At 51.5% G+C, this 19,984-nt stretch carries 15 protein-coding genes, 1 tRNA gene and 1 other RNA gene; 9 read left to right on the plus strand and 8 right to left on the minus strand.

The window, feature by feature from the left end; translation table 11 throughout:
- The first annotated feature begins 61 nt into the window (after positions 1–61).
- The 3 genes from E5354_RS03145 to E5354_RS03155 all read left to right on the plus strand — a co-directional run bounded on the left by E5354_RS03145 (position 62) and on the right by E5354_RS03155 (position 1,760).
- Positions 62–490, plus strand: coding sequence for a Fur family transcriptional regulator (locus tag E5354_RS03145; protein WP_123395074.1), 429 nt, complete (start codon positions 62–64; stop codon positions 488–490).
- A gap of 43 nt (positions 491–533) precedes the next feature.
- Positions 534–1,085, plus strand: a complete 552-nt coding sequence (locus E5354_RS03150) for an NADH peroxidase (protein ID WP_123395075.1) — start codon at positions 534–536, stop codon at positions 1,083–1,085.
- A gap of 168 nt (positions 1,086–1,253) precedes the next feature.
- Positions 1,254–1,760, plus strand: coding sequence for a PepSY-like domain-containing protein (locus tag E5354_RS03155; RefSeq protein ID WP_168353810.1), 507 nt, complete (start codon positions 1,254–1,256; stop codon positions 1,758–1,760).
- Here the strand turns inward: E5354_RS03155 and menA are convergent.
- The 4 genes from menA to ffs all read right to left on the minus strand — a co-directional run bounded on the left by menA (position 1,747) and on the right by ffs (position 5,670).
- On the minus strand, positions 1,747–2,607 hold the full coding sequence (gene menA / locus E5354_RS03160; RefSeq protein WP_246863729.1) for a 1,4-dihydroxy-2-naphthoate octaprenyltransferase: 861 nt from the start codon (positions 2,605–2,607) through the stop codon (positions 1,747–1,749). The genes E5354_RS03155 and menA overlap by 14 nt on opposite strands.
- The gene (locus tag E5354_RS03165) at positions 2,597–4,213 is read right to left on the minus strand and encodes a DUF4435 domain-containing protein (RefSeq protein WP_135946392.1); all 1,617 of its coding nucleotides are present in this window, start codon (positions 4,211–4,213) and stop codon (positions 2,597–2,599) included. The genes menA and E5354_RS03165 overlap by 11 nt, the downstream gene beginning before the upstream one ends.
- A 56-nt stretch (positions 4,214–4,269) precedes the next feature.
- Positions 4,270–5,193 (minus strand): DUF2156 domain-containing protein, encoded by a 924-nt coding sequence (locus tag E5354_RS03170; RefSeq protein WP_135946393.1) that lies wholly within the window; start codon positions 5,191–5,193, stop codon positions 4,270–4,272.
- A gap of 377 nt (positions 5,194–5,570) precedes the next feature.
- Positions 5,571–5,670, minus strand: an RNA gene (gene ffs / locus E5354_RS03175) — signal recognition particle sRNA small type.
- Positions 5,671–5,812: 142 nt separating this feature from the next.
- On the opposite strand from ffs, the gene porU reads away from it, so the two are divergent.
- The 3 genes from porU (at position 5,813) to E5354_RS03190 (ending at position 11,312) form a co-directional block, all read left to right on the plus strand.
- Positions 5,813–9,202 carry a type IX secretion system sortase PorU gene (gene porU, locus E5354_RS03180; RefSeq protein WP_168353811.1) on the plus strand — a complete coding sequence of 1,130 codons (3,390 nt, stop codon included), beginning with the start codon at positions 5,813–5,815 and terminating at the stop codon, positions 9,200–9,202.
- Positions 9,203–9,272: 70 nt separating this feature from the next.
- Positions 9,273–10,481: an L-serine ammonia-lyase gene (locus tag E5354_RS03185; RefSeq protein ID WP_135946395.1), complete on the plus strand. Its 1,209-nt coding sequence runs from the start codon at positions 9,273–9,275 to the stop codon at positions 10,479–10,481.
- Between the two features lie 96 nt (positions 10,482–10,577).
- Entirely contained in the window at positions 10,578–11,312 is a 735-nt protein-coding gene (locus tag E5354_RS03190) for a potassium channel family protein (protein WP_246863730.1), read from the plus strand.
- Between the two features lie 3 nt (positions 11,313–11,315).
- Here E5354_RS03190 and mfd read toward each other — a convergent pair whose 3' ends face one another.
- The 4 genes from mfd to E5354_RS03210 all read right to left on the minus strand — a co-directional run bounded on the left by mfd (position 11,316) and on the right by E5354_RS03210 (position 17,397).
- Positions 11,316–14,660: a transcription-repair coupling factor gene (mfd, locus tag E5354_RS03195; protein WP_135946396.1), complete on the minus strand. Its 3,345-nt coding sequence runs from the start codon at positions 14,658–14,660 to the stop codon at positions 11,316–11,318.
- A gap of 3 nt (positions 14,661–14,663) precedes the next feature.
- Positions 14,664–16,355, minus strand: a complete 1,692-nt coding sequence (locus tag E5354_RS03200; protein WP_123395083.1) for a S41 family peptidase — start codon at positions 16,353–16,355, stop codon at positions 14,664–14,666.
- A 166-nt stretch (positions 16,356–16,521) separates the two neighbouring features.
- Positions 16,522–17,136 (minus strand): CatA-like O-acetyltransferase, family 2, encoded by a 615-nt coding sequence (locus E5354_RS03205; protein WP_123395084.1) that lies wholly within the window; start codon positions 17,134–17,136, stop codon positions 16,522–16,524.
- Positions 17,137–17,309: 173 nt separating this feature from the next.
- Positions 17,310–17,397, minus strand: a tRNA-Ser gene (locus tag E5354_RS03210).
- 172 nt (positions 17,398–17,569) lie between these two features.
- Between E5354_RS03210 and E5354_RS03215 the strand changes: the two genes are divergently transcribed.
- From E5354_RS03215 to E5354_RS03225, 3 genes are all read left to right on the plus strand, one after another.
- Complete coding sequence (locus E5354_RS03215; RefSeq protein WP_123395085.1) at positions 17,570–18,223, plus strand: redox-sensing transcriptional repressor Rex; 654 nt, start codon at positions 17,570–17,572, stop codon at positions 18,221–18,223.
- A 9-nt stretch (positions 18,224–18,232) separates the two neighbouring features.
- Positions 18,233–18,778 (plus strand): fumarylacetoacetate hydrolase family protein, encoded by a 546-nt coding sequence (locus E5354_RS03220; RefSeq protein WP_135946397.1) that lies wholly within the window; start codon positions 18,233–18,235, stop codon positions 18,776–18,778.
- A gap of 253 nt (positions 18,779–19,031) precedes the next feature.
- Positions 19,032–19,958, plus strand: coding sequence for a hypothetical protein (locus E5354_RS03225; RefSeq protein WP_135946398.1), 927 nt, complete (start codon positions 19,032–19,034; stop codon positions 19,956–19,958).
- The last annotated feature ends 26 nt before the right edge of the window (positions 19,959–19,984 follow it).

The following is a 19,984-nucleotide window of genomic DNA, read 5'->3' on the forward strand; positions in this document are numbered from 1 at the left end:
ACTTGCATGTTTCAAATAATAATTATAACTTTGTAATGATTACAAAACAGTATTGACTGCAATGAAAATGATGACGACGGCACAACTGAGCGATTATCTGAAGGCCAAGGGGGTAAGACCTTCGGCCCAGCGCATCGCCATATTGCGCTATCTCATGGAGAATCCGGTTCACCCAACGGCCGAGAAGATACATGAGGCTCTGGTGCATGACATGCCGTCATTGTCATTGACCACTGTCTACAACACTCTGAACTGCCTTGTGGCAGCCGATTGCGGAGTGACGATGCTGACTCCCGACTCGCGTAACGCTCACTTTGACTTCATCGAGCATCCCCATGCCCACTCCTATTGCCGCTCATGCGGAGCTATAATGGACATGGAGCTTGGCGGTGTGGCACCGGGCAATGATTGCTGCTGCGGCTTCCATGTAGAGCACGTTGATGTGTGTTATCGCGGACTTTGCAGCGACTGTTATTCAAAACTGAATTGAGATTAATATTTTATTCGTATAATTATTTAATAACCAAAAGAAAATGAAAAAGAAATTTATTTGTACCGTGTGCGGTTATGTTCATGAAGGTAATGAAGCTCCTGAAAAGTGCCCCCAGTGCGGCGCTCCCCGCAGCAAGTTCAAGGAACTCGACGAAACCGCTCTTCTCCAGTTTGTAACCGAGCATGAAATCGGTGCAGCCAAGGGTTCGGACGACGAGATGATCAAGGACCTTACCGCTCACTTCAACGGCGAGTGCACCGAGGTGGGTATGTATCTTGCAATGTCGCGTCAGGCCGACCGTGAGGGTTATCCCGAAGTAGCCGAGGCTTTCAAGCGTTATGCTTTTGAGGAAGCCGAGCATGCTGCAAAGTTTGCCGAACTTCTCGGTGAGATGGTATGGGATACCAAGACCAACCTTGAAAAGCGTATGGCTGCCGAGGCAGGTGCCAATGCCGACAAGATGCGTATCGCAAAGCGTGCCAAGGAACTCGGTCACGATGCAATCCATGACACCGTTCATGAAATGGCTAAGGACGAGGCTCGTCACGGTCAGGGCTTTGAAGGTCTTTACAACCGATTCTTCAAGAAGTAATCAAATCCTGTTTATAAAAAACGCTGTGAAGCTCGCCGTCAGTTCGGTGAGCTTCACTTGTATATGTTCATGTCCCATCGGGTTAAAAATGCTTATATGGTTAACTTTTAGGACTCCAATGTGTTATATCGTCTGAATAGAATAATGAAAACATTTAATTTCAAAGTTATGAAAAACAAGCTATTTTTGATGATGTTGGCATTGTGTGGAGTGTTCATGCTGTCGTCGTGCAGCGATGATGACGATGACAATGATGTTGCAGCCTCCAAAGTTCCTCAGGCTTATGTAGAGGCATTGGCTGCCAAGTTTCCTGAAGCTGCAAATGTGGAATGGGAAAACAAGGGCGCATATCTTGTAGCCGATTTCACAAAGGATTTCCGTGACTATGAAGTGTGGTTTGATTCATCGGCAAAGTGGAGTATGACAAATATCGATTGTGGAAAGGACCTGTTCTTCATTCCCGGCGAGGTGTCGAAGGCTTTTGCCGAGAGCGAGTATGGAACATGGACTATCGACGGCATCGAGAGTTACGAAAGAGCCAACGACAGCTTCTATGTAATAGAGGTGGAAAAGGTCGGAAACAGCGACACTGACATCTACTACAGGCCCAACGGCGAGCTTATAAAGGCTGTGGTGAGCGACAATGCTGAAATAACCCCGGTCACCGTATTGTAGCCACGATTGCGAATGCCGATGCATAGAGCAGTATAAGCATCGCAGTCATTCCAAGCAAAGGATTAAGCGACTTGCCCGTAACCCGGGTGAGTCGCTTCCATAATATGAGGTGAAGCACGATGTACACGTAGGCAATGGCGTGCATGTTGGTGAAGGCTTTCCACATCAGCGCTACGGCTATCAATCCGTTGAGCAGATATAGAGTGGCCATGAACGGGCGTCCCATCTTGACGGCGAGCGTGAGCTTGCCCACGGCACGGTCGTCGTCGATGTCGCGGTAATTGTTTACGATGAGCACATTGGCGATCATGAGGCCCAGTGCCACCGATCCGGCAAGAACTTCGGCGGTGAATGTGCCCGATTGAACGTAGTAGGTGAGATTGACCGGAATTATGCCGAAGTAGAACACTACCGCCACTTCGCCCCATCCGTGACGCGACAGCGGGTAGGGGCCGGTTGAGTAGGCCATTACGCCCAGGGCAATCAGTATGCCTGCGGGCAGCATCCACCATCCGCCCCAATATATTAGCGAGCACCCTACGGCGCAAGCCAGCGCGAGAGTGGCAAATGTGGCTGTTTTCATCGCGCGTGGCGTTATGTCGCCTTCGGTCACTCCTCGCCGTGGCCCGTCACGGCCCGCGCGGTCGAGTCCGTCACGGTAGTCATAGTATTCGTTGGCGAAGTTTGACGCTATCTGCGCAAGTACGGCAAAAATCAGGCACAACGCCGCAGGCAGCGGCTTGAAGTTTCCGTCGAGTTGATTGTATCCTATTGCAAGCACCACTCCGGCTACCGACACGGGAAGCGTGCGCAGCCTCATGGCTTCAATCCAGCACTTAATCATCATTGATGGCACTTATGTCGGGTCGCGGAGCCGAGGCCTCGGTTTCATCGATTCCGAAGCAGTGCACTATGGCGTGTCTTATACATTCGGCGTCGCGTCCGTTCTCTTTTAATATTTTTATTATATCGTTAATGTAACTGTCCTTGTTGTTGAGTCCGCACAGTGCGGCGACATTCGATCCGGGGAGCATCGACTTCTGGTTGTAGACGCGAAGCACCGACTGATAGTCGCCGGATAGGACATAACGGTGAAATTCCTTGCAGAAATTCTCGTACATGGCTCGCGGATTAATCTCGTTGACCAGATTGACCATGTGTTCCTCAAGCTTGTTGATGTTGGGGAAGCGGCCGTCGATGCGATACTCCATGATTCGTTTTACACGATGACGGGTGTGTAGCAGGGCCTGCTGGCGTATGTCGTGCTTGAACTGTCCGAGAATTGATTTCTTGACATGCTCAAACACCCGGTTCTCGTTGCGGTGGTGACGGCGAGCCACAGTGCGAATCACCCCTTCGAGCATCAATATGTTTTCGATTTCGGCCACATCGGGGACGAAAATCTTTTTGTCACGCAGATACTTCACCTCCTGGGCGTCGCGGCGGTCGCGGTCGACTATTCCGTGACTGTCGAGGTGGTGGAATGTGTTCAGGTCGTTGAACGTGCGTGTCGCCTCGATGACCTTGTTGCAGCTGCCGAGCGACTTTACCGTATAGTCGGTGAACACCAGCGGATATAGCTTTGCGTCGATGGAGTGGGTAGCGTCACCTTCGATGAAGAGCACCGGCTTGCGTGTGCCAACCAGCGTGGCATAGAGGTCTTCGCTTATTGAGGAGTTGGGAGGCAGAACGGCGTAGTCCCATGTCTGTTTTGCTGCGTCATATCCTCTCACCCATACGATTGCGTTGTCACGCCGTGCCGACAGGAATTCCACATCGTGGGTGGTGTAGACAAATGTGCAGTCGGGGCGCATCGACTCGACTTTGTCCCAGATGAATCCTGTGATTGATGGGTGCAGGAACATTCCCGGGCTGTCGACAAATACGACGGCCTTCCCGGGGGCGTACTGTAACGCTCCGAAGTAATATAGCACGGCTTTTTCACCATCGGAAAGTTTCAGGGAAGAGTAGGCTTCGGTGGAGTCGTTGTTACGGCTGAAAAGCAGCTTGCCGCCTTCACGCAACACTTTGTTTTCGGGGAATACCTCCTGCCATGCCTTTATCACTCGGTCGAGATGGCTCTCGGGCAGAGGTACGGGTTTGCCGTCGGAGTTTGTGACTTTGTGAGCGATCAGGTTCAGCACCTCGTCGTAAAGCATCAGGGTAGTTAGCCGTTCAAACTGGGTGGCGTTGTCGCTTCTGATGAACGATGACTGTGATGTGGCCTCCACATAACGCGAATCGATCGAGCCGGGGAGATTGTCGGGCGCGTCACAACGATAGAGTGCCTTCAAGGCCGAAAGCCTGAAGACCGGGGAGTCGAGCTCGGAGATGAAGCGCTCGGTGAAGCGCGTTTTTCCGGCTCCGTTGGCTCCGATAACGATGATTCGCCTGTTGTCGGCGACGATGGTGTCGCGTGACCCGTCAAGCCGTGGAGGAAGTTGTAGTTTCATGACGCTATAGGTGAAGAGTTATAACGTAAAGTTAGTAAAAACTTTTGTAACTCCACCTATGCTTTCGGGTTCTCGATTGACAGATTGTACTTTTTGAGCAACATTACGGGATGATATGACAATTTGGCCTTGCGCAGCCCCTCGTCGCCTACATCCTCTTCGCGGTTTATGTAATCGATGCCGTGGCGGGCCGTCATGTCGGCTGCAAACAGCTTGTTGATCGTTTCACCCGCACCCGGTATGGTGTGATTCATCTTCTCGATGTGTACATAGAGCGTGTCGCCTATTATCTCGCCTATGGTGAATGCCACGATGCCGTGCCGGTGGGTCGATAACACAGCGCCCTCAAAGGGAAACCGCTGATAGTTGTCGAGAACGTTGAACACCTGTTCGCGTTCGGCGTCGGCGAGCTCCTGCGAGGCATCGGGCTGCAGTGTGGTGTGGTGGTAGAACTCCTTTACAGCCTCGATGTTGTCGATGGTGAGCGGGCGGTAGTCGTAGTCGGGATTGTCGGCGATGAACCGGTTCACGTGATTGCGCTTTTTGCTGTATTTGTTACCCTGAAGGGTCGCGAGGTCGGCTGCGTTGTATAGGTAGTCGGCCCAGTCGGTCAACTCCTCTATGCGGCACGGACCAAGACAGTAGAAGTCCGACAGCCGGTCCTCGGGTACGGCCGAAAATTGAACGGGCAGGTTGTGGTGACGGCAGTAGTCGATAACAAGCGATATTGCGTCACGCAGCGCCATGTCGCCTATCGGCATCGAGAATGCGGGAACGGCTGTGTCGTTCTCCGACACGCCTTTTATGAAAAGTGTGTTGTCGACTATGTCGTATTGGTAGTGGAAATAGTCGCTCCACATCAGCAATCCTGCTATTGTGTAGTCACAGGTGCGGCTTTCGGCCTTCCGGAGAATCTCCCTTAATGCCGGAACTGCGTCGATTGTGACGGGTCGGAACGATAGTTTTGTAAGAGTATCCATAAGTTTGATATCCACATAAATTGTCAAGCATCCGGTGCGACAGTTACATGACTCTTCATCCCTCTTCTTTGTCTGCTGTCGCACCGGGATAAAAGAATAATGCTTACAGGCCCGCGATTGTTTAATGACCAACTGTTAAGAAGTCCATCGGAGCCTGTGAGTAGTGAAGAGCTAAAGGAAAGGCGACCTCACGCGTCGGGGGTCGCCTTTATCTTAGCTGTATACATCAGGGGACTGCGATTAGCGGCGATTTCATCCGCTTACGATGAAGTGGGATTGATATCCCGGTCGAGTTCCCTTTCTTGTCTATATAACACATTGTGAATGACTGATGTTTGATTCACAATAGTTAAAAGAGCTTAGAAAGAGATACAAAAAAAGGGTAAGCTTACTACATCGCACCGCTACAACCCGGTACCGTTGCTCCGGTCAAGGCCTGGCGGAGTTCCCGGGGAGCTGGTCGTGTAGGACTTACCCGGGCACAAAGGTACGACTTTTTTCCGTAACGACAACTATCCGGCGTTATTTTTTCATCGGTTGACATTGTGAAATAGGGTTAATGGATTGAAAGCGTTACATGGAGTGATTGTGGCAATAAGTGACGATGATTTGCGTTTTAATGATAGCAACGTTTATGTCGGAGCGCATATACATAGTATTGAGGATCGTGCTTGCCGCGGTGTCGCTTTTGTCGGCGCCGGCGGTAAGGGCTTTTGCGCCCGATAGTTACGCCCGACATTCGGTGCTGTCACATGGCCGTTGGGTCAAGTTGAAAGTTATGTCGGAGGGCATGTATCGCATAGGCCTTGACGACCTTGAGCGATGGGGATTCCACGATGTGACGCGCGTGAGCGTCTACGGCTACGGTGCCGAACCTGTAGGTGACGCACTTTTGGAGTCGGATTACATCGACGACCTTCCGCAGGCTCCGTGTGAGATTACATCCCGCGGCCTTGTGTTTTATGCGCGGGGAGCCGAGGGACTTACGGTGTCGAATGAGCGTTATGTCATGCACAAGAACGGCTACACCGATGCCGCCTATTACTTCCTTGGAGAATCGGAACCCGCTGAGCCCGGCAGGACGGGGATTCCCGGAGCTGTCAACGGTGTCACTTCGTTTACCGAGGTGTTGTCGCATGAAATCGACTTGGTGTCGCCCGGTGCCACGGGACATGAAATGCTCGGAGAGGACTTCCGGTTTCAACGGAGTGCCGAATTTGTATTTGACCTTGCCGGAAAGTCGGGTGACAATGTGTGGGCGGGTTGTCGGTTTGCAGTGAAAAATGTGAAGGGAGCTTCGACATTGGCATTAAGCGTCAACGGGTCGGGATTGTCGCCCGTCACCTCGATTGCCGCGAGTCCCAATGACAGTCACCAGCACTACCGCATAGCCGAAATGTCGCATGATATAACCGTTGACGGCGATGTGCTGACGCTCGGCCTCGACTTCTCGACCAAAGGTCAGGCGGCACTGGCGCGCCTCGACCGTATAACGGTCAACTATAACCGCCGGCTGGCGATGACCGACGGTGTGCTGACATTCAGTCACTCGTCACCATCGTTGATTGTTGAGGGCATGCGTGACGATACGCGTATATGGGATGTGACCGATGCTCGGCGGTTCATGAAAGTTGACGCGGCGGTGTCGGAAGGAGCGGCCAAGTGGACAGCCACAAGCAGGGGCTTGAGGCGATATGTGGCATGGAATCCCGATGCCGACATGAAGTCGCCTGTCCTTGTCGGCGAGGTATATAACAGCGACCTCCATGCAATGACGGTGCCCGATATGGTAATCTTTACTCCTAAGCGTTGGTTGGGTTATGCCGAATCGCTTGCCGCCCTGCACCGTAACTCGTCAGACAACCTTGATGTGGCTGTGGTGGCCGCCGAGGATGTCTATAATGAGTTTGCCTCGGGGGCTCCTGACTTCAATGCCTTCAGGCGTATGCTGAAGATGCTGTGGGACCGCGGGGGAGGCAGTGCCGCCACTCCGAGCAAGCTGAAGTATGCGCTCATGTTGGGGCGCGGACATCATGACCACCGTCGCATAACGGCTTCAGCCCAGGCTGCTGGCTATCCTATACTTCCGCAATGGCAGAGTGTCGACGGGTCGTCGGACAACACTTCTTACACAACCGAGGACTATCTCGCATTTCTGCTCGACGGGTCGGGTGTGAATCCGGGAAGTGACTATCACTGTATAGCCGTAGGGCGCATTCCCGTCACATCGGACATGGAGGCGCGCATGGCGGTTGATAAGATTTCAACTTACATCAACGGCGACAATGACGAGAGCGATTGGAAGATAAACATGGTAATGACTGCCGATGACGGTGACAACGGAGAGCATGCCGAGCAGATGGAGCGGATATATAATCAATTAATGTCGACTGACGACGGCGGCCGTGAGATGCTCTATCACAAGGTGTATGTGGATGCGTCGCCGCTTGTCGACAAAGTAGCCGTGGAAGCTCACGACAGGATGATGAGGCTGCTTGGCAGGGGGGCTTGCTGGTGGTGGTTTGTAGGTCACGCCACAACCTACTCCTGGACGGGTGAGGGGCTGCTTACAGCCGATGACATACGTGACATGAACCTGCGCCGCCAGCCGCTGCTTTTTGCTGCTACGTGTGACTTTCTTCGATGGGATGCCGACGGACAGTCGGGTGCCGAACTGCTGTTTATGAAGCCCGGAGGAATAATAGGGGCGGTGGCCGCCACCCGTCCTGTCTACATGACCTATAACCGTGACCTGACGATTGCCACGGCGAGGATGATGACGCGACGCGATGAGTCGGGCGAGTTGCTTCCCGTAGGTGAGGTCATGCGCCGTGCCAAGAACGAGCTCACCTCACCGAGCGATGTAAACAAACTGCGTTACGTGCTGCTCGGCGACCCGGCGTTACGCCCTGCCGGCGCCTCTTTCAAGGCGGTGCTCGACTCTATTGCGGGGCAGGTCGTGCATCCCGATTCGCAGGTGACGGTGAAGGGGCGTCAGCAGCTCGTTATGAAAGGACGCATCACCGATAGCCGAGGGCGCATTGCGTCATCGTTTAACGGAGTTGTCAATTCAACCATATATGACGCTGAATACAGCACCACCACCGAGGGCCGAAACGATGGGAAGAAGGTGATTTTCGAGCAGCAGGGCGACCGGTTGTGGACGGAGCGTGACACTGTTGTAAACGGAGAGTTCAGCATAAACGTGACCATGCCGGGTGAAATATCGTCAAATTTCCGTCATGCGGCATTGAGCATGACGGCCTTGTCGGTCGACGGCCGCGATGCTTCGGGGGTGAACCGTGACTTCTATGTCTACGGTTATGACGAAACGGCGGTTGCCGATGAGGAGCCCCCGGTAATTGAGGCGTTTGGACTGAATGGCGAAGATTTTGTCGACGGACAGACAGTCAACGAGTCGCCCATGGTCATTGCGCGTGTCACCGACAATGTGGGCATCAACATATCCAATGCCGGAATAGGTCACCAGATGTCGCTGATGCTTGACGGCAGCAAGGCATGCCCCGATGTTCCACACTATTATATTCCGGGAAGTGACGGCGGTCGCAGCGGAACGATAGCCTATCCGCTGTCGGGACTGTTGCCGGGTCGTCACACTCTCAGGCTGCGGGTGTGGGACACCTCCAACAATATGGCCGAGGCGACTGTTTCGTTCAGGGTGGTCAAGGGGCTTGCTCCCGACATCGTTGAGCTGTACACCGATGCCAATCCGGCAGTGGATATGGTCAAGTTCTACATACGCCACAATCGACCCGATGCGATGTTACAAGTGAAGCTGACGGTATATGACCTGTCGGGACGCATTGTGTGGAGCACACGCCAGAACGGGCGCAGCGACATGTTTGTCACAGCTCCTATCGTTTGGAATCTATCGGATAACGGCGGCGGACGCGTTTCCCACGGCCTTTACATTTATAAGGTTGCAATCAGTGCCGACGGCGGCAGCGAAACTTCGGCAACACGAAAGCTCGCCGTCGCTCCCCGTTGACATAGCATGACTAATTTAAGTATTAAAGAAAAAATGCGTACCTTTGCGCATCCAAAACTATAACAATGTCATGAAGAGCATAAAAGAACTTTATAGAATAGGTACCGGACCGTCGAGCAGCCACACGATGGGGCCGCGTTATGCCGCTCAACAGTTTGCCGCCCGCAATCCGGGGACATCGTCATATCGTGTCACGCTTTACGGCAGTCTTGCGGCTACCGGAAAGGGCCACATGACCGACCGTGCCATAATCGACACATTAAGTCCTACCGCACCGGTTGAGATAGTGTGGCAGCCACAGATATTCCTGCCTTTCCATCCCAACGGAATGCTTTTTGAAGCCCTTGACAGCGAAGGTAACGTTACTTCCAATTGGACGGTGTTCAGTGTGGGAGGCGGACAGCTTGCCGAAGAGGGAGAACCTCTTACAGCGAGCGATGATGTGTATCACATGAACACCCTTACCGAGATTCTCAACTGGTGTCAGCGCACCGGCCGTTCCTACTGGGAATATGTAGAGGAGTGCGAAGGCCCTGAGATATGGGATTATCTTGCCAAGGTGTGGGACACCATGTGCAAGAGTGTCGAGCGGGGCCTCGACCGCGAAGGTGTGCTGCCCGGCCCGCTGCATCTTCCGCGACGCGCAGCCACCTACTATGTGCGCGCATCGGGTTATAAATCCAATCTTCAGTCACGCGGACTGGTGTTCTCCTACGCCCTTGCGGTGTCGGAGGAGAACGCTTCGGGAGGAGAGATCGTGACGGCACCAACCTGCGGATCGTGCGGAGTAGTGCCGGCAGTGCTCTATCACCTTAAAAAGAGCCGTGACTTCTCGGAGGCGCGTATATACCGTGCGCTTGCTACAGCCGGACTTATAGGCAACATCGTGAAGCACAATGCGTCGATAGCCGGTGCCGAGGTGGGCTGTCAAGGCGAAGTGGGCGTGGCATGCGCCATGGCGGCCGCAGCAGCCAATCAGCTGTTTGGCGGCAGCCCCGCCCAAATAGAGTATGCGGCCGAGATGGGTCTTGAGCATCATCTCGGTATGACATGCGACCCCGTGTGCGGCCTTGTCCAGATTCCGTGCATCGAACGTAACGCCTATGCAGCCGCACGTGCTCTTGACGCAAACCTCTATTCGGCATTTACCGACGGCGGCCACCGGGTGTCATTTGACCGCGTGGTCGAGGTGATGAAGCAAACCGGCCATGACCTGCCTTCGATATATAAGGAAACAGGCGAAGGAGGTCTTGCCCGTGACTACGAAATAACGGAATAAGCATCGCATATAGATTAAATGACGATATTTTCTCCGCCCCGGTCATAATCAAAACCGGGGCGGAGCTTGTTATAATAGTTACTAATAATGACTGTTATGAGAATATCGGATAGGGATAAGCGAATATTAAGGACTTCACTCTATGTGTTAGTGTTGCTGTTGTCGCTGGCTTTGATTGTGTATATATCGATAGACACGTTCACCAACGTAAACTTCCTTGAAAACAGGAATTACATGAGATTTCAGCTACTGGTGTGTGTCGTGTTCATGATTGACTTCTTTGTGGAGCTTGCCCTTGCCGACGACAAGTGGAAATATGTGCGCCGACACTGGTTTTTCTTCCTGCTGTCGATACCCTATCTTAACATAATAGAGATATTCAATATAAGCTTCTCGCATCAGGAGCTATATTTTATAAGATTCATCCCTCTTGCACGAGGAGCGTTGGCATTGTCGATAGTGATAGGCTATATGACGACCAACCGCATCTCCTCGCTGTTGATGTCATATATCGTAATATTGTTGTCGGTAATATATTTCGCCAGCCTTATATTCCTTGAGAAGGAGCAACCGGTCAACAACATGGTGCCCAATTACGGAGCGGCGCTGTGGTGGGCGTGCATGGACGCTACGACCATAGGAAGCAACATATATCCCGTTACGGTGGTGGGAAAGATACTCGCCGTAATACTCGCCGGCATGGGCATGATGATGTTCCCGCTATTCACGGTCTATGTCACCAACATGGTGCAGCGTTACAACAAGAAGCACTTCCCGAAGATATTCCAGTCGGAATTTGACGACCGTCACATAGAACCGGGATCGGAGTAGCCGTTATATGGTTTCAAGCGACAACACGTTGTTGAGCAGGGCTACGGCTTCCTCGACAGTAGGCACATCGGCTATCGCAAAACTGCGACGGCCGTTTTTTTCGCGTATGCGACAGCGTCGCGGATTGGCTTGCAGGAAGTTGAGCAGTCGGCCAAACATGGGCGACTGATAGTAGGCCTTGTTGTTGTCGTCGACAAAGTAGATGTACATAGAGCCCTGTTTCAGCACCACTTTCTCGATACCGAGCCTTCGGGCCAGGTAACGCAGACGCGGGATGCGCAACAGTTCGGCTGTTTCCTTGGGAATCTTGCCGAAGCGGTCCTCAAGATGAAGCTTGAATTGCTGAAGGTCGAGTTCGCGCTCTATGCCGTCGAGCTCCTTGTAGAGGCTTATGCGTTCGCTCTCCTGAGGCACATATTCGGGCGGAAGCAGCAGCTCCATGTCGCTTTCGATCACGCAGTCGGCCACAAACTCCTGTCCGTCGCTCGAGTCATCGGGTGTGAGAGTGTCGGAGAACTCCTCGTTTTTAAGTTCAAGTACGGCCTCCTTCAATATGCGCTGGTAGGTTTCGTAACCGAGGTCGGCAATGAATCCCGACTGTTCGGCTCCGAGAAGGTTTCCGGCACCCCTTATGTCGAGGTCCTGCATGGCGATGTGGATGCCGCTGCCAAGTTCGCTGAAACTCTCGATTGCCTGCAACCGTCGACGCGCAACGGGATTAAGCGGGATGTGGGGCGGCACAAGAAGATAGCAGAAAGCCTTGCGGGAGCTGCGGCCCACTCGTCCGCGAAGCTGATGCAGTTCGCTCAGTCCGAAGTTCTGTGCGTTGTTGATGACGATTGTGTTGACATTGGGCATGTCGATACCCGACTCGATTATCGTAGTGGCGAGGAGCACATCGTAGTCGTGGTTGGCGAAGTCGATTATGGCTTTCTCAAGTTTCTCGGGCGGCATCTGTCCGTGGGCTACGATTGTGCGTGCGTCGGGTACGAGCCGGTTTATCATGGCCTCCAGTTCATAAAGTCCCTCGATGCGGTGGTTGACGATAAACACCTGTCCGTTGCGCGACATCTCGAAGTTGACGGCTTCAAGCATTATGTCGTCGTTTATGGCGTTGACCGAGGTGAGTATGGGATAACGGTTGGCCGGGGGAGTGGTTATGGCCGACAGGTCGCGGGCTCCCATCAGCGAGAACTGCAGGGTGCGCGGAATGGGGGTGGCCGACATGGTGAGTGTGTCGACATTGACTTTCATCTGCTTCAGCTTCTCCTTTACGGCGACACCGAATTTCTGCTCCTCGTCGACGATAAGCAGTCCGAGGTCCTTGAATTTGATGTCTTTCCCGATAAGCTTGTGAGTGCCTATGAGAATGTCGATTTTGCCTTCGGCAAGGTCGGCCTTTATCTGTTTCACCTCCTTTGCGCTTCGAGCTCGCGACAGGTAGTCGACACGCACGGGAAACTCTTTCAATCGATTCTTGAATGTGTTGAAGTGCTGATAGGCGAGCACCGTTGTGGGAACGAGAACGGCTGTCTGCTTGTTGTCGGTCGCGGCCTTGAAGGCGGCGCGTATTGCAATTTCCGTTTTGCCGAATCCCACATCGCCGCATATAAGGCGGTCCATCGGTCGCGCCGACTCCATGTCGTTTTTAACCGCCTGTGTGGCCGTCAGCTGGTCGGGGGTATCCTCATATATAAATGATGCTTCAAGCTCCTGCTGGAGATAGCTGTCGGGGGAGTAGGCAAATCCTTTTTCGTCCTTTCGCGCAGCATAGAGCTTGATAAGGTCGCGGGCAATGTCCTTCAGCTTGCTCTTGGTGCGCTCCTTCATCTTGCCCCATGCGCCCGAACCGAGTCGGTTGATGCGCGGTTCCACGCCCTCTTTGCCACGGTACTTGGCGAGCTTGTGCAGTGAGTGGATGCTTACCAGGAGAATGTCGTTGTTGAGGTAGACGAGTTTTATCATCTCCTGCATGCGACCGTTCACTTCGGTGCGTATGAGTCCGCCGAAACGGCCCACGCCGTGGTCGACATGGACCACATAGTCGCCGACCTCTATCTGACCAAGCTCCTTGAGCGACAGTGCAAGTTTTCCCGAGCGGGAGCGGTCGCTCTTCAGATTGTACTTGTGGAATCGGTCAAATATCTGATGGTCGGTGAATATACAGGCCTTGGTCACGTGGTCGACAAATCCTTCATGGATTGTAGAGATGACGGGGGTGAACTTTATGTCGTCGCCCCGGTCCTCAAATATGGCGCGCAGTCGCTCTATCTGCTTCTCGGAGTCGCTGAGAATGTAGACGGTGTAACCGTCGCCTATGAACTTCAGCAGTGAATCGCTGATGAGGTCGAAATTCTTGTGGTAGATGCCCTGCGGCGTACAGCCGAAATCGATTGCAGCCGAAGCGTCGGCATCGGCGTTGGCTGCCGCCGAGAATCGAATCTGACGCATGCTCTTGAGCGACTCGGCAAACCGGTCGGGCTCGACTACATGCTTGAGAGCGTCCTTGTCGCCTTCGTCGGCTATCAGGGCGCTGTCGCTGAATGTTTCAGTTGAAATGGCCTCGATGCGCTGCAAGGTGTAGTCGGCATCGCGCACCCACAGCAGTGTGTCGGCGGGAATGTAGTCGAGAAGCGACTCGCCTTTGCCCTGCTGTGAAACATTGGATGTGATCGAGATGCGGTCGTGCTTTGACTCCGAGAGCTGTGTTTCGATGTTGAATGTGCGTATCGACTCGATTTCGTCGCCGAAAAAGTCGATGCGGAAAGGCTCTTCGCAACTGTAGCCGTAGATGTCGAGAATGGAGCCGCGAACTGCGAAATGGCCGGGGTCGTACACATAGTCGACCTCCTGAAACCCATTTTCACGTAACCACTTCTCGGTTTCGGCGAGGTCGACAGTAGAACCTACGGCGAGCTGCAGGGTGTGAGCCTCGATGGTGTCGCGGGTCGCCACATGCTCGGCAAGTGCCTCGGGATAGGTGACGACATAGCGCAGCGAAGGGTCGTCAAACCAGTGGTTGAGCACTTCGGTGCGCATAATCTGTGATGGCGGGTCGACTTGTCCGTATTTTATCGATCTCTTGTAGCCCGATGGAAACATGAGCACCGCGCTCTCGCCAAGCACGCGTGACAGGTCGTGATAGAGGTAGCCGGCATCATCGAGCGAATCGCCTATAACAAGCATCGGCCTCCCCCGGGAGGGGAGGGCCGACATTAACATTGGTGCCGATGACCCGGCAAGTCCATACAGGGAGATGCGGCGGCAAGAGTTGTCATTTACGGCACTCTCGACCGCTTCACGCCGGCCGGGAGTGAGAATCTTTTCACATAACTGCTTCAGGTCCATCTGCTATGAATTCTTCTTTGTAGCAGGAGAGAGTATGGCGTTGTAACGAGCTTTGTCATTAAGGATTACTTCGGCTGAGTCGATTGTGACATCGCGCTTGAGGGTTTCGATCACCTGTCCCTTCTGGTAGTAGTAGCGCTTTACTATTTCGCCTGCCAGAATGCCTTCGATGTCCTCGCGGTTGTTGTCGAGGTCGTGGCTGAGGTTGTGCTTCAGCAAGCCTTCGAGTACGGCAAACTCAGCCTTGGTGGAGTCGTTCATGTAGCCTTCGATTTCGGCTGTCGACTTCAGCGCGGCAAGCATCGACTCGCACACCTTGTCGTAGTTGAACTTGTCGGGGTCGATAAACGACTTGAAGTCATTGAAAATCGAGTCGGTGATGACAAAGTCCTCGGCAGCGGCGATTTCAGGATGTTCGGCGGCAAACTTTGTGGCGTAATTGAACGCCCAGTTGTCGCTGACAATGTTGTAGGTCAATCGGTTGACTTCGCCGTAGTCGATTTTTACATCGGGGGTTATGCCTCCGCCGTCGCGCACTTCACGGCCGTGGATGGTGGTGAATACATTGGTGAGCGAGTCGGGAATACGTGCCACCGAGCCGTCGGGATTGCGATGGCTGTAGTCGATGGCCTGGATGAGGCGTCCGCTGGGGATGTAATATTTGGCGATGGTGACTTTGAGCATTCCGTCGTAGGGCAGAGGGCGGGTTGTCTGCACAAGACCTTTGCCATAGGAGCGTGCTCCCATGATTACGGCGCGATCGAGATCCTGTAGGGCACCGGCTGTTATTTCAGAGCTGGAAGCCGAACCTCCGTCGATGAGTACGGCCAGCGGAATTTCGGTGTCGACAGGAGCCGATGTGGTCTTGTACACCTTTTCGTTAAGAAGGCCTTTGCCACGGGTGCGCAGCACTTCGGTGTTCTTGGGGACAAAGAGGCCCACAATCTTTACTGCCGCTTCGAGCAAACCTCCGCGGTTGCCGCGCAGATCGAGCACTATCGACTTCACATTAGGATTTTTCTTGAGCTCCACAAGTGCGTCCTTAACTTCGCTTGCCGCCTTGTCGGTAAACGATGTGAGGTAGATGTAGCCGATGTTGTCCTTAAGCACTCCGTAGTAGGGCACTGCCGGCAACTGAATCTTGCGGCGAGTGATGTCGAAAGTCTTTATCGAGTCGGTGACATAGGGTCGCTTCACGGTTACCTGAAGTTTTGTCCCGGGCTGTCCCTTGAGCTTCTCGCTGACTTGCGAGCTGTGCCATCCTGTAACCGAGTCATTGTCGATTTTTACAATGAGGTCGCCGGGCTTCAATCCCGCTTCCTGAGCAGGACTTCCTTCGTAGGGCTCGGAGATGAACACTCCCTTACCGGGCATCTCCACAATCATTGAGCCTATTCCGGCGTATTCGCCCGAAGTCATCATGGCCAAATCCTCCTGATCGCTTGCTCCGTAGTACTCGGTATAGGGGTCGATGTCGTTAAGCATTGCTGCAATGGCGATGTTAATCGACTTTTCGGCATCGATGGAGTCTACGTAGTTGGTCTGCAACTCCTTGTATAAGGCGTTGAAAATGTCAAGATTACGAGCTATTTCTCCCTTATTGCTCCGTGTCGCCGCGATAGTTGACATTGCGACAATCACGATGGTAGCCACGACTGCAAGGCGGCTCAACAGTGAATTACGACGATTCTTCATTGTTATCTTTCAAAAATTAAGTTGCTAAGTTACTTAATAATTATAACAATCAAGTCTTAATTTTGTCAAAAAAATCTTCAAGAATTATCGCATAATATAAATGATGATTTTGGTAGGGTGTATTCAAATGCGGGTTTCGGCGGCGAATTTTGCCGGTTGAAGTGCGTCAAAATTGCAGTATCTCCTGTTGAAGCAGGTCGAGGAATCGGGCGGCATGGGCACCGTCCATCTGTGTGTGATGAAACTGGAACGACAGGGTGAGGGTGGTTTTGAAAAGGCTTCGGCGGTATTTGCCCCAGATTATAAATGGATTGTTGAAGATGCCGCTGTGCATTCCAACAGCACCGTCAATGTCGTATTGCACAAGTGCCGAGGTGCCTATGACCATGCTGTCGGTGAGGTCGTGGTTGAGGCATGACTCGGCTACCTGTCGGGTAAGACGCAGATATTCGATGTTGAATTGTGGCAGGTTGTCGGAAAATGGGATGTCACACGAACTTACTTCACCCTCGCGGTTGGTGACGATTGTGTTGACTGCTATGTTGTCGTAGCTGAATAGCTTGTCGCCTACGGGCAGCATGTAGAATTCCTTGACCCGGCTTGCCGCCTTGCCTATGCACCAGCACATGAGCATGTTGAATTTAAGCCCTTTTTTGCGGCTATATTTTACGAGCGGCGACACATTCAGCGTTTTGAACAGTGTCACCATGGGCATTGGCGCTTTCATCCAGGCGTGGAACGCGTAGGCGCGGGTTGTTTCATCGGGATTTACCTCTTTCATGTTTCTGTTGTTTTATTGAAAAGTTACTTAGTCGGTTTTTCAGTATTAAACTAAAAGGGAACATTGATGAGGATGATACGCCAGAGTCGGGTACACGTGTGCCCGTGAGGAAGTGTTATAAGGTGGAAAATGCAGCCGGCCTTTAGCGGGTCGGCTGCATTTATTTTGAGTTGCGGAGTGAGGGGGATTCGAACCCCCGATACGCTTTTGGCGTATACACGCTTTCCAGGCGTGCCTCTTCAACCACTCGAGCATCACTCCTTGGTTGAAACCGGTGCAAAGGTAATGATTTATTTTTGATTTGGCATAATAAGTCGAAGTAAATTCATGATGCGACGGCAATAAATCGACTTGATTAATTGAATAAAAAAGTTTAACTTTGTATTTCGTAGACGGAGCGCGATGGCGTTTTTCCGTACTCGAATACAAGACTATGACCGACGACAAGCGAATAAATCAAATGAGAGAGCAGCTTCCTGAGCCAACGCTCAGGCGTCTGCCGTGGTATCTTGCCTACGTGAGGCTGTTGCTTGACGCAGGGGTGGAGTATGTGTCGTCAACACAGATCGCCAAGGAGATAAATGTCGATGCGTCGATGATAGCCAAGGACTTGTCATTCCTTAATATAAAGGGCAAAACACGCATAGGCTATGAGGTGGCTTCGCTTGAGCATGAGTTGCAGGACTTTCTCGGATTCAAGGTGGGGCATAACGCTGTAATGATAGGCGTTGGCAGCCTTGGAGGCGCCCTGATACATGATTCGGGATTGGCTAACTATGGATTGAGGATAGTCGCTGGATTTGACATCCGTCATGATGTCGTGGGCACCACGCTGTGCGGAATCCCCATATATGATATATCGGAACTCGACCAACGGCTCGCCACGTTGAATGCCGAAATAGGCGTGATAGCCGTGCCTATCGATCACGCTCAGGAGGTGAGCGACCTGCTTGTCAAGGCCGGCATCAAGGCATTGTGGAATTTTACGCCGTTCCGCATTACGGCTCCTCAGGATGTGGTGATACAGAATACTTCGATTTATGCCCAGCTGGCGGTGATGTATAACCGCATGGGAAAGCAAATGTAGATTATCACGATGAAAGTGCTTGTTTATGGACGGACTCCGGATGCGCCTTTGTCAAGAAACCAGCGGGTGGACCTGATGCCCGATTCGGCAATAATAAAGGATGGCAAGCCGTTTTTTGTACCCCCGTTTTCGGAACGATGGAATTACAGGGTGGGAATCGTGGCAAGGATATGCCGTCTTGGCAAAAACATAGGACGAAAGTTTGCGCCGCGCTATGTCGACGGTGTAGGAATATGCCTGCTTACCGAGCCGGTTGATGCCATGGAGCATGCTGCGGCACATAACGCTTTGCTGCAGGCCTACGAAGGCGCAGTGATACTTGGCGATATCAGCCGAAGCGACTTCGGCGTGGCAAAGGTGGACGAGATCGAGCTTACCCTTGGTGACGAGATTGAGAGGATATATGACATAGTGGCTGATGCAAGCCGCTATTGTACAATGAAGATAGGCGACTTGATAGTGTCGTCGTCGATTGCCGGCGGCACTCTTGAAATCGGCCAAGAACTCATCGGAACCATTGACGACATCCCCGCCTTAACCGTGAGGGTAAGGTGAATATTGCCGGGAGTAATTCTTGATGCTGTGAATAACAAAAAATACCATAGAAGCACGAATAAAAATCGGTAAAGGTTTTAAAAAATAAAGCAGGGTTGGATATTTGTCTTTATCCATGTATTTATATAAATTTGCAATGTTGAGCCTCGGCTCAGCAGACAAATGGAAAGGTAATACAAAAGGATTTTAGGGAGTCTTTATGATACCTAAGAGTATAATATGATAAAGTTATAATTATTAAATATTATAGTATATGGATATCCTAAATTTATATGCTAAATGGCTATGGGATAGCGGGATTACGGCTACATCGAAGTCAAACAGTTGCTATGTTTCAAGACTAAAGAAGGCGATTGAGGTATATGATAACTCAAACGGTGCTTTTTCACCTCTAATAAATAGAATCCCGGAAATACTTTCTGATAAGGATTCTGAATCGATTATTGGAGCTATTGCATTGAAAATGACAAATCTTGTTGAAAATGAATATAAAGCAGAAAAAATCGGCAAGGGGTATCGTAATGACATTTTCACCGCGATAAACCAATTTGAGTTATGGTTGAGGGATGGAATAAATAATGGTGATTTCAAAGGGAATCAAAGTCATGTCAATATAGAGTCAGACAAAGTCAAGTTGAAAGCAGAATTAAAACACACTAAAGAATTTGATATCGACACTTTTAGGGCTCGCATTAAGAATAGACTAAATTCTAATAGGAGTAAGTGGCCTATAAGAAAATTCCCTCAAAATTTGAAATGGAGAGAGCAAATTGCTGATGAATTGCTTGTATTGACCGAATGTGGAATACACAAACTTCATGATTTAACCGCTATACGAATAAATGATGGAATACTTGAAGTTAAACCTAAAATTTATCAGAGCGACGATATAATCAAAGATAGGTTCATACGAGTATATAGTTATAGGGCAGATGGTTCAATAGCAGATTTCCGAGTTGATGAAAACAGTCTTGATCCCATGAGCCTGATATCTATAGAACATTCCCCTGCAATTTCTCTGATTTTGAAGAATGGTGATTTCCATGAGTTGGAAAATCTTGATAATGGTAGACCTTACGATGAGAAGAAATTGGCTGCAGAAATCAGTAATGTGATTAAATTATCTACATGCATGCTTATGGAACATTCTGAGAATATAAAAAAGAATGATAAGTGGTAAATGCATGATTATCAATAGTTATTTGT

Source organism: Muribaculum sp. NM65_B17 (assembly GCF_004793735.1).
GTDB classification, from domain to species: Bacteria; Bacteroidota; Bacteroidia; order Bacteroidales; family Muribaculaceae; genus Muribaculum; species Muribaculum gordoncarteri.

What these genes read in the sequence shown, in the direction of transcription:
- E5354_RS03145 (WP_123395074.1), top strand. Translation starts at nt 62, where the DNA reads ATGAAAATGATGACGACGGCACAACTGAGCGATTATCTGAAGGCCAAG.
- E5354_RS03150 (WP_123395075.1), top strand. Translation starts at nt 534, where the DNA reads ATGAAAAAGAAATTTATTTGTACCGTGTGCGGTTATGTTCATGAAGGT.
- E5354_RS03155 (WP_168353810.1), top strand. Translation starts at nt 1,254, where the DNA reads ATGAAAAACAAGCTATTTTTGATGATGTTGGCATTGTGTGGAGTGTTC.
- menA (WP_246863729.1), bottom strand. Translation starts at nt 2,607, where the DNA reads ATGATGATTAAGTGCTGGATTGAAGCCATGAGGCTGCGCACGCTTCCC.
- E5354_RS03165 (WP_135946392.1), bottom strand. Translation starts at nt 4,213, where the DNA reads ATGAAACTACAACTTCCTCCACGGCTTGACGGGTCACGCGACACCATC.
- E5354_RS03170 (WP_135946393.1), bottom strand. Translation starts at nt 5,193, where the DNA reads ATGGATACTCTTACAAAACTATCGTTCCGACCCGTCACAATCGACGCA.
- porU (WP_168353811.1), top strand. Translation starts at nt 5,813, where the DNA reads ATGATAGCAACGTTTATGTCGGAGCGCATATACATAGTATTGAGGATC.
- E5354_RS03185 (WP_135946395.1), top strand. Translation starts at nt 9,273, where the DNA reads ATGAAGAGCATAAAAGAACTTTATAGAATAGGTACCGGACCGTCGAGC.
- E5354_RS03190 (WP_246863730.1), top strand. Translation starts at nt 10,578, where the DNA reads ATGAGAATATCGGATAGGGATAAGCGAATATTAAGGACTTCACTCTAT.
- mfd (WP_135946396.1), bottom strand. Translation starts at nt 14,660, where the DNA reads ATGGACCTGAAGCAGTTATGTGAAAAGATTCTCACTCCCGGCCGGCGT.
- E5354_RS03200 (WP_123395083.1), bottom strand. Translation starts at nt 16,355, where the DNA reads ATGAAGAATCGTCGTAATTCACTGTTGAGCCGCCTTGCAGTCGTGGCT.
- E5354_RS03205 (WP_123395084.1), bottom strand. Translation starts at nt 17,136, where the DNA reads ATGAAAGAGGTAAATCCCGATGAAACAACCCGCGCCTACGCGTTCCAC.
- E5354_RS03215 (WP_123395085.1), top strand. Translation starts at nt 17,570, where the DNA reads ATGACCGACGACAAGCGAATAAATCAAATGAGAGAGCAGCTTCCTGAG.
- E5354_RS03220 (WP_135946397.1), top strand. Translation starts at nt 18,233, where the DNA reads ATGAAAGTGCTTGTTTATGGACGGACTCCGGATGCGCCTTTGTCAAGA.
- E5354_RS03225 (WP_135946398.1), top strand. Translation starts at nt 19,032, where the DNA reads ATGGATATCCTAAATTTATATGCTAAATGGCTATGGGATAGCGGGATT.